At 43.3% G+C, this 8742-nt stretch carries 7 protein-coding genes; 3 read left to right on the forward strand and 4 right to left on the reverse strand.

The annotated features are described in order from the left end of the window. Window positions 1–215: 215 nt before the first annotated feature. Entirely contained in the window at window positions 216–734 is a 519-nt protein-coding gene (locus B9G53_RS13705; protein ID WP_094533211.1) for a hypothetical protein, read from the reverse strand. 338 nt (window positions 735–1072) lie between these two features. Between B9G53_RS13705 and B9G53_RS13710 the strand changes: the two genes are divergently transcribed. After that, the gene (locus B9G53_RS13710; protein WP_094533213.1) at window positions 1073–2356 is read left to right on the forward strand and encodes a DUF4912 domain-containing protein; all 1284 of its coding nucleotides are present in this window, start codon (window positions 1073–1075) and stop codon (window positions 2354–2356) included. A 47-nt stretch (window positions 2357–2403) separates the two neighbouring features. On the opposite strand, the gene B9G53_RS13715 is transcribed toward B9G53_RS13710, so the two are convergent. Further along, window positions 2404–3534, reverse strand: a complete 1131-nt coding sequence (locus tag B9G53_RS13715) for a cell wall metabolism sensor histidine kinase WalK (protein ID WP_094533215.1) — start codon at window positions 3532–3534, stop codon at window positions 2404–2406. 150 nt (window positions 3535–3684) lie between these two features. On the opposite strand from B9G53_RS13715, the gene B9G53_RS13720 reads away from it, so the two are divergent. Both B9G53_RS13720 and dxs read left to right on the forward strand, forming a co-directional pair. After that, window positions 3685–3984 carry a hypothetical protein gene (locus B9G53_RS13720; RefSeq protein ID WP_094533217.1) on the forward strand — a complete coding sequence of 100 codons (300 nt, stop codon included), beginning with the start codon at window positions 3685–3687 and terminating at the stop codon, window positions 3982–3984. 124 nt (window positions 3985–4108) lie between these two features. Further along, on the forward strand, window positions 4109–6028 hold the full coding sequence (gene dxs, locus B9G53_RS13725; protein WP_094533219.1) for a 1-deoxy-D-xylulose-5-phosphate synthase: 1920 nt from the start codon (window positions 4109–4111) through the stop codon (window positions 6026–6028). A 39-nt stretch (window positions 6029–6067) separates the two neighbouring features. Here dxs and B9G53_RS13730 read toward each other — a convergent pair whose 3' ends face one another. Both B9G53_RS13730 and B9G53_RS13735 read right to left on the reverse strand, forming a co-directional pair. Next, window positions 6068–6925, reverse strand: a complete 858-nt coding sequence (locus B9G53_RS13730) for a class I SAM-dependent methyltransferase (RefSeq protein WP_094533221.1) — start codon at window positions 6923–6925, stop codon at window positions 6068–6070. Window positions 6926–7281: 356 nt separating this feature from the next. Further along, complete coding sequence (locus tag B9G53_RS13735) at window positions 7282–8493, reverse strand: FIST N-terminal domain-containing protein (RefSeq protein WP_094533223.1); 1212 nt, start codon at window positions 8491–8493, stop codon at window positions 7282–7284. Between the last annotated feature and the right edge of the window lie 249 nt (window positions 8494–8742).

An 8742-nucleotide genomic window follows, 5' to 3' on the forward strand; every position in this document is an offset into this window, starting at 1 on the left:
CTCAAACCCAAACCAAGAATATTTTTGAAAGCGTTGCTTTGCAACGCTTTCAAAAATATTCTGTGGTTCGTTTGATCGGTAATTGCTGTAAATAACACATAAAAGTACGGGCGAGTTTAGTTGATAATTTGACCATACATCGCAGGGTTATCAGTAAAACCCGCCCCTACAGCCAATGTAAAAAATGCGATCAGTGCAGTTTCCTAAAAATAAAATTACCGTCCTTGAGTTAGCGCAGTTTCTGCACGATCAAACTCTTGTAATAGGCGATCGCGAACCTTTGCAGGTATTGCACGCTTGATCGAGCCGTTGTAATATCCTGCCAGCGTATTCAATGCGGTCAGCATCGTTGTATAGGAGTACAAACCACTCTTTTCGCGATCAGCACGATAACGGGATACATAGGCATTGATTTTATATCTTGCCGATGTTTTGACCGCAGCACGGGTTTCAGCATCTTCTGGGAGATTAATCGCTTCTCGCAACGTTTTGATCGTATCGGTTGTATCAGCGATGTAATTACCTGTCAAACCTGCATTGACAAGCGTCTGTATTTCTTTTGTTGATAACGTTTCACCCTTTTTAGCAAACAGAGCCGCATTTGCTGCGGGTGTAAAACCGCTAAGTACCACTAGGGCAGCTAATGTAAAAGCGATCGCCGAACGACATAAGCCTTGTAAAGCACCTTTTAAAACTTTTAAAGACTTAAATAAAGACTCGTATTTTGCCTTCATATTTATAAAAATACATATTTGTTGTCCCTTTAATCTTATGGCTTTTCGGGCAACCTCCCCTAGTATCCAAAGGAGGGGATCGCAATGTTATGAAATCATGACATTGCGATCCCCTATTAAATTTGCCAAGGCGATCGCCACAACAATGACAGGTATTTGGTTTTAGCTAAGTATTTGTACTAAAAATCCTTAATAAACTTGTCTAAACCAATAGAAGATAACCCTTTCAGCCATTGACCTTCTCCGAAAATTTGGCAGAATGTACTTAGCTACAGACCGAAACCTCAGTTCAGTGCAACTGAGGCAGCAATCATTAAAAGCAGTTGGAGGTTAATTGTATGGCGAGGGAACGTCCTCCCCTAGAAGAAATGACCTTGCGTCAGCTTCGCAAAGTAGCAGCAGAGCTAGAGATTTCTCGTTACAGTCGAATGCGAAAATCTCAGCTCCTAGCTGATATTCAAACTATTCTTACGGCTCAAGGTGCAGCCTCAATCCAAGCAGATAGTAGTAACTCGGAGACACAAGAAATCGTGGAAGCATCAAAGTTTAATGTGGGTAGTGAAGAAACAGAAGAAAACCTAGAATCGCTTGCTGCCATTGATCAAAGTATTGGTGATTTACCAAGTGGTTATGGCGAAAGTCGGATCGTTCTATTACCTCGTGATCCCCAATGGGCTTACGTGTATTGGGATGTGCCTAATTCTCAAAAGGAAGAATTACGTCGTCAAGGTGGACAGCAGTTGGCTTTACGTTTATATGATGCCACCGATGTTAATTTGGATTACCAAACTCCCAATAACTTACAGGAATACAACAGCGATGAACTTGCTCGCGAATGGTACTTACCAATTCCGATTAGCGATCGCGACTATGTAGCCGAGCTTGGCTACCGTTGTGCTGATGGTCGTTGGTTAGTCTTGACCCGTTCCAAAGTAGTTCACGTTCCTCCAGTATTCCCATCGGAATGGGTAGAGGACAACTTCATTACTGTACCTTGGGATCAAACTCTAAAAGGTCAAACCTTCTTCACTCTGGTTCCTCCAGCCAAGAAGGCTGCTCCTGCTCCCGAAGAAACAGCTACTACCAGCAACGATACTTCCTACGACGAAATCTTCAATATAGCCCGTGAAGCTGAAGTTCAGAGAATCTCTGGCTCTCTCTATGGCTCTATGCAGCATGAGTCGGGAATTGGTATGGCTCCTGAGTCCCTCAGTTCCTACGTCTTCCCCTCTGGTGCAGGTTTATTTGCAGGGGCAGCAGGGGCAATCAGTGCTAGCGGCATTAACTACTCTGGCATTGGTATGTCTAGCTATAGTTTCTTCTCTAGCGAAGCTCCAATTCGTCCTCGCCAATTCTGGTTAGTTGCTGATGCTGAATTGATTGTCTATGGCGCAACTGAGCCTGATGCTTCCGTCACCATTGGTGGTCGTCCGATTAAGCTCAATGCTGACGGCACATTCCGATTCCATACTTCTTTCCAAGATGGTATCCAAGACTATCCCATCTTTGCGGTTGCTGCGGATGGCGAACAAAATCGTGCCATTCACATGAAGTTCGAGCGTCAAACCCTTGAGCGCCGCACTAACACCAAAGAGGAAGCTATTCCTGAATGGATTAGTTAAAGTTACACATAAAACAAAAAAGCCCCGCAATGCGGGGCTTTTTTGTTTTATGTCGATCTCTTGAGCGTCACGGCAAAAGTACTTCCCTTCCCTACTTGACTAATCACATGAATACTACCTTCCATTTTCTGCACCAATTCATTAGCGATCGCCAGTCCTAAACCCGTGCCAGAAATATCGCCATCCGCTTGCCTGCCGCGAAAACTGCGCTCAAATAGCCGTGGTAAATCAGCATCAGGAATTCCCACACCTGTATCTTGAACATAGATATAAACTGTATCAGGCTTCACATCTGCACCCAGCAGCACATAGCCACGTTCAGGGGTGTACTTAAGCGCATTCTCCACCAAATTACCGATCGCTTCTCTTAGCCCTGATTCATTACCTAATACTTTAGGTAAATGAGATGGAATATTAGATAGAAACTGAATATTGCGATCTTGAGCGATCGCACTAGCAAAATTAGCGATCGCCTCCAAAATTCCGTTTAGATCTACAGGTGCAAGCTCTATAGTTGCCGCAGGTAATAAGGCTTTTTCTTGTTCGGCTTGCGGTAGTAGCAATGGCGCAGGACGATCAGCTTCACTAAGTAGATCCTGAATATGCTGAGTTTCGCGTAAAATCCCCGTGACAAATTTTTGATTAGGATCTGACTCAACGATGCGCCGTGATAAAAGTTGAGCAAAAGTACGAATCGCAGTCAGGGGATTGCGAAGTTGATGTAATAAAGAAGCAAAAAAATTGCTTTGCTCTTCATAGTTGCGCTGTTGATTAGCCACTAACCATTGATTGCGGCGATCTAAAGCACAGGCGATCGCTAAAGTATTGGCAATTTGTTGAATTTGCGATTGTTCATATTCCTGCCAGTCGCGATCATCTCTTCCTGTCATCAAAAAACCTAAAATAGCCTCCTCATAAATCAATGGCAGTACAAAGCGACGTTGTTTGACTAAACCACCACTTCCCATCGATAACATTGGCAAAGTTTCAGGAAAAGCTTCTGGCAGAGCCATCAAACTATCTTCAGGAAATACGGCAACCTCAATTAGATTAGTTGGCATCCCATCCGCCACATTTTCGGTGATATAGATAGCACTAGCAACTGCACCCAAACTTTGGGTCAGTAATATAATTTGCGATCGGGCTAGGGCTACTAAATCGGGACTGGCGGCAAGCATGAATAGAAATTGGTAATTGAGGGGCGTAAATCTTAGTATATAGCGATCGCTAAATCAGAAAATCAAGATCAAGTTTTGGATGGCTGTGCTTTTCTAGAAATGTTACTATTTTCAGCAATCTAATGAATGTGCTGCAACATTCCAACCTCTATGAAGAAATCATCATTAGCTGCTATCACCAGCCCTGCATTATTGGCTTCTTTTTTGCTGTCAGCCTATCCTGCACAGGCAAACACGAACCAAAGCATCAACACTAATCAAGATGGTGATCCTTACATATCATCAGTTGTAATTACTAAAAATAATGACATTAATGAGTCTAAACGTCAGTCTGGTGATGATCGCACTAATATCTTAACCAGCGATCGCGTAGGTGATCGCGCAATTAGTGAGCGAGGCTGTGACTGCATGGGATGTCGTCAAGCTGTTCTGTCACTATTCTCCAAGTAACAAAAAAGAGGTATTTAACACCTCTTTTTTGTTACTGAGCTTTAAGAACTGCGATCGCGATGAACGTTTGAGGGGTGCGCTTCAGTTAAACTAAAGGAAGCCATTTTATAAAAAACAAGTATATATGCGGTTAAGTGATGTTACCCACCCTAACCAATTGCATGGTCTGACGATCTCGCAATTGGAGTCTATAGCAAAGGAAATTCGGCAAAAACATTTAGAAACGATCGCTGCCACAGGTGGACACCTAGGACCTGGACTAGGCGTGGTCGAACTAACTCTCGCTTTATATCAAACCCTCGATTTAGATCGCGATAAAGTTGTGTGGGATGTGGGGCATCAAGCCTATCCCCACAAACTGATTACAGGTCGTTATAAAAATTTCCATACCTTGCGCCAAAAGGATGGTATCGCAGGCTATCTCAACCGTCGCGAAAGTGAATTTGATCATTTTGGTGCAGGACATGCTTCGACCAGTATTTCGGCAGCACTGGGTATGGCGATCGCCCGTGATTTGCAAGGCGAAAATTATAAAACTGTGGCAATCATTGGTGACGGCTCCTTAACAGGCGGGATGGCTCTCGAAGCAATCAACCATGCAGGACATCTTCCCAAAACTAATTTATTAGTTGTCCTCAATGACAATGAAATGTCAATTTCGGCAAATGTCGGCGCAATTCCTAAGTACCTGAATAAAATGCGCCTTAGCCCACCGATGAAATTCATCACCAACAATCTAGAGGGCCAGATCCGCAATATTCCCTTTGTTGGCGAACAGATTAGCCCTGAGATTGAGCGCATCAAGGACAATCTAAAGATTGTAACGATGGTTCAAAATAAAGTCGGAGCCGTATTTGAAGAACTTGGCTTTACTTACATTGGTCCCGTTGATGGTCACAATCTCAAGGAACTGATCGACACCTTTAAGATGGCGCATACACTAACTGGCCCCGTCATGGTTCACGTTAGCACCACTAAGGGCAAGGGTTACAGCTATGCTGAAGCCGATCGCGTTGGCTATCATGCCCAAAATTCCTTTGACCTCGCCACAGGCAAAGCAAAGCCATCGACCTCTAGTAAGCCAAAGCCTCCTAGCTATTCCAAGGTGTTTGCGGATACGCTGATTAAACTTGCCGAGCATGATAAGCGCATCGTTGCCATTACCGCCGCCATGTCCACAGGTACAGGTTTAGACAAATTCCAAGCCGCATTACCCAATCAATTTATTGATGTTGGTATTGCCGAGCAACATGCGATCACCGTTGCCGCAGGTATGGCTTGCGAAGGAATGCGTCCTGTTGCTGCGATCTATTCCACCTTCTTGCAACGCGGATTTGATCAGATCATCCATGATGTCTGTATCCAGAATTTGCCAGTCTTCTTCTGTCTCGATCGCGCAGGTATCGTTGGTGCTGATGGTCCTACCCACCAAGGTATGTACGACATCGCTTATCTTCGCTGCATTCCTAACATGGTGCTGATGGCTCCTAAGGATGAAGCCGAAATGCAGAACATGATCGTCACTGGTTTAACTCACAATGGAGCCAGTGCCATGCGTTATCCTCGCGGTAACGGTGTAGGCGCACCATTGCAAGATGAGGACATCGAGCCATTGTCAATTGGTAAAGCTGAAGTCTTGCGCGAAGGTAAGGATGTTTTGTTACTCGCCTATGGCTCAATGGTCTATCCTTCGCTACAGGTTGCGGAACTCCTCAACGAGCATGGTATTAGCGCCACGGTCGTTAACGCCAGATTTGCCAAACCACTAGATACGGAGCTAATTCTGCCGCTTGCCAAAAAAATTGGTAAGGTCGTCACCCTTGAAGAAGGTTGCTTGATGGGCGGTTTTGGTAGTGCTGTCTTGGAAGCTATGAATGATGCGAATGTGCTAGCTCCTGTTTACCGTATCGGAGTTCCCGATATTCTCGTTGAACATGCCTCACCAGAGCAATCATTTAATTCTCTTGGTCTATCCAGTGGTCAAATCTGCGATCGCATTCTTAACCAATTTGCATTTAATAAACAAACTGTAATTAGTCAGTAACCAAAAAAGGCGGCGCACAATGCGCCGCCTTTTTTGGGTCTAGCGAGTAGCTAAAAAGTATACCGAAGAGCGCTCTACAGGATTGAGATTGTGGTCTAGAAAAACGACATCGCTAAAACCAATACGGGTTAGTAAAATCTTAATTTCTTCAGGCGTGTAATAACGTATCCTCATCATGGTTAGTTCAGAATAAGGGCGCTCTGACTGTACTTTCCAAGTGCCTTCCATCCATGCATCAAGTTCATGTGAGCGAGTCAAGTCTGGAAACTGGATTAATGCCCTGCCATTTGGTTTGAGGATACGATAAAATTCATGGAAGAATGTTACAGCATGTACCTTCTCAATATGCTGAATACATTCAATTGAATAAACAAAAGTTAATGACTGATCAGTAATGTTCTTTAGATCTAGTCCTGAACTCCTAACATATGAAACATTTTTGACATCACGATTGAGTTCTTCCGCAACTCTGATGATTGCTTGACTGACATCTACGCCAACCGCACGTTTGCAAAACTTACCCACTGCACCAACAATCAAGCCATGTCCACAACCAAATTCTAGTACCTCGTCATCAGGTTTGATCAGTTTTGCTAAAACATCATTAGCGATCTCAGCACGAGAAAGACGAAGTTGGGAGAGCAACTCTTCGTATTCTCCTGGAAGAAAATAGAACTTATTTTTGGGGTAAAGATAGTGAGGAGAACTGCTGAGAAATTTTTTGGTTAAAAATGCACGGGTTGAATTCCCTCCTATTTTCCACATTAAGTCAATCAATCCATTCCATCTTAGATAATCGTAATCCCCTTTTTCTGCTTTTAATGGTTTGAATAGAAGATTATATAAGCTAGTAATAAACTTGATTGAACGTAATTTTTTTACATTGATTAGCTGCATACTTCTGAATCCTGTACCTTAAAAACTATGGAGAAGTAGTGGAAATTTTAGAGTGATTGTACCAGAGCTAATCTCAATTTTTGGGTTTATTACAATTTTCAGAAAAACAAAATTAGAACTATGGCAAGTTTTTCTTAGGACATAAAACCAGAAGCGAGTTGCGGCGCAACTTGCTTCTGGGGATTTGGTTTGCTATAGAATTCTTAGGCGATCGCGCTTTGCGCTGAATTAAAACCCAGAGAAATTTATAAAAGCTTGGCTTCACGGATATTTCATAAATTCCTCTGGGCTACTCAAAACCTCAACGGGATGTAGCGACTAAAAATGTCAATACTAATTTCGACCTCGTTCTATTTTTACTTGTTCTTTTGTCTCAGGATGCCAAATACTGAAGTATAACCATGTAGGAATGTCGTGCCTCCTACAGGACCAATTTCACCAGAGCAGAAAAATCCGCCAAAGGGAATTAAGCCAAGATGCTTTTGCAGAATCTCCGAGTCAAAGTTTGGTTTGTCATATAGTCTCTCTCCACGTCCCATACAAGAGAACATTAAAGCTGCTGTAGGAGAAATATTAGGAGCCGCCAAACTCAACTGGTTGGTGTAATTGATTAAAGCTTCCTCTAAATCTTCAGCCGAGGCTTTGCCATCCCGTAAATGTAGTTGGATTCTCTGCCCAGGACGCATCCTGTCGCCCACAGCGATCGCCCCAGATCGGGGATCAACACCAATAATATTGCGAATCAAGAAATCGCCCTGTGATGGGTTTGCTTTAAACTCATTCATCACCACACCAATAAATAGCGAATGCTGAGCGAGTTCGCGATCGCTAGGGTTTAAGTCGCCCACTGTATCTTGCAATAAGCTCAAAGGTGGTTTTCCTTCCAAGCCCAAAATTAAATTACGTTCGCATTCAGACACTTGCAAAATTTTGCCAATGGGTCGGCAACCCTGTGCAACCACAGGATCGATCGTCACATCACCCCACAAGGCTACGCCTAACAGCCCCGTGCGGTAAAGTTTATATTTGCCTTCTTCGTGGAAGCAAAACAAGGCATTTGCACCCATACCACCACTGCTAGCCAATCCCCCAACTTTAACCGCATTGGGATAGGCAAAATCTAGCCCTTGAATTAAGTCATTAATCGGAAATGAGAACGGATCACCAACCAACACAAAGCTAGGTGAAACTACGGGGTCAACATCCGTTAACTTTTCCCAACGATCAGGTGGACTATCAAGATCTGGCAACTGATTATCATCAAGGTGAAATACTTTCGCCTCAGCATTAGGTAAGTGACCTACAAGTAAGGCGATCGCAGGTTTATCTTCAAACTCCTGACCATTGCCTACAATTCCCCCACCAGAGCAGCCAATTAATTTTCGGATCGGCAATTTTTCCGCTAGCAATGGTAACAAACGCGGATAGTCACTAGCAAAAGCAGTGGAAACAAACAAGAAGCCCAAGTCAAGCGATCGATCGCCAAGTAAAGCAAATATTTGCTGTGACAGATCCTGCACCGCAGCTTCCAAAGATATTTTTGTCGAAAGACTAGTAACCCACTTCATAGACCTAGCCCTACATCAACTTTACTTCCAGACATTTCTTTATAAATTGCTTGAAAGGGTTTTAAGTGAACCCTAATTTTTAATCTTTAATATTTGAGCTTTTTTTGTGCTTAATATTTAAGCATAGTATCTAAGCTTACCTTGGAGCGACCTAATTCCGACATTTTCTATAGTCTGCATCAGCAATTCTCATTATAAAGATCGGTTTTTTGAAAGCCCGCCGTAGGTGGGCTTTCAAAAAACCGATTT

The organism is Pseudanabaena sp. SR411 (assembly GCF_002251945.1).
Classification (GTDB): domain Bacteria; phylum Cyanobacteriota; class Cyanobacteriia; order Pseudanabaenales; family Pseudanabaenaceae; genus Pseudanabaena.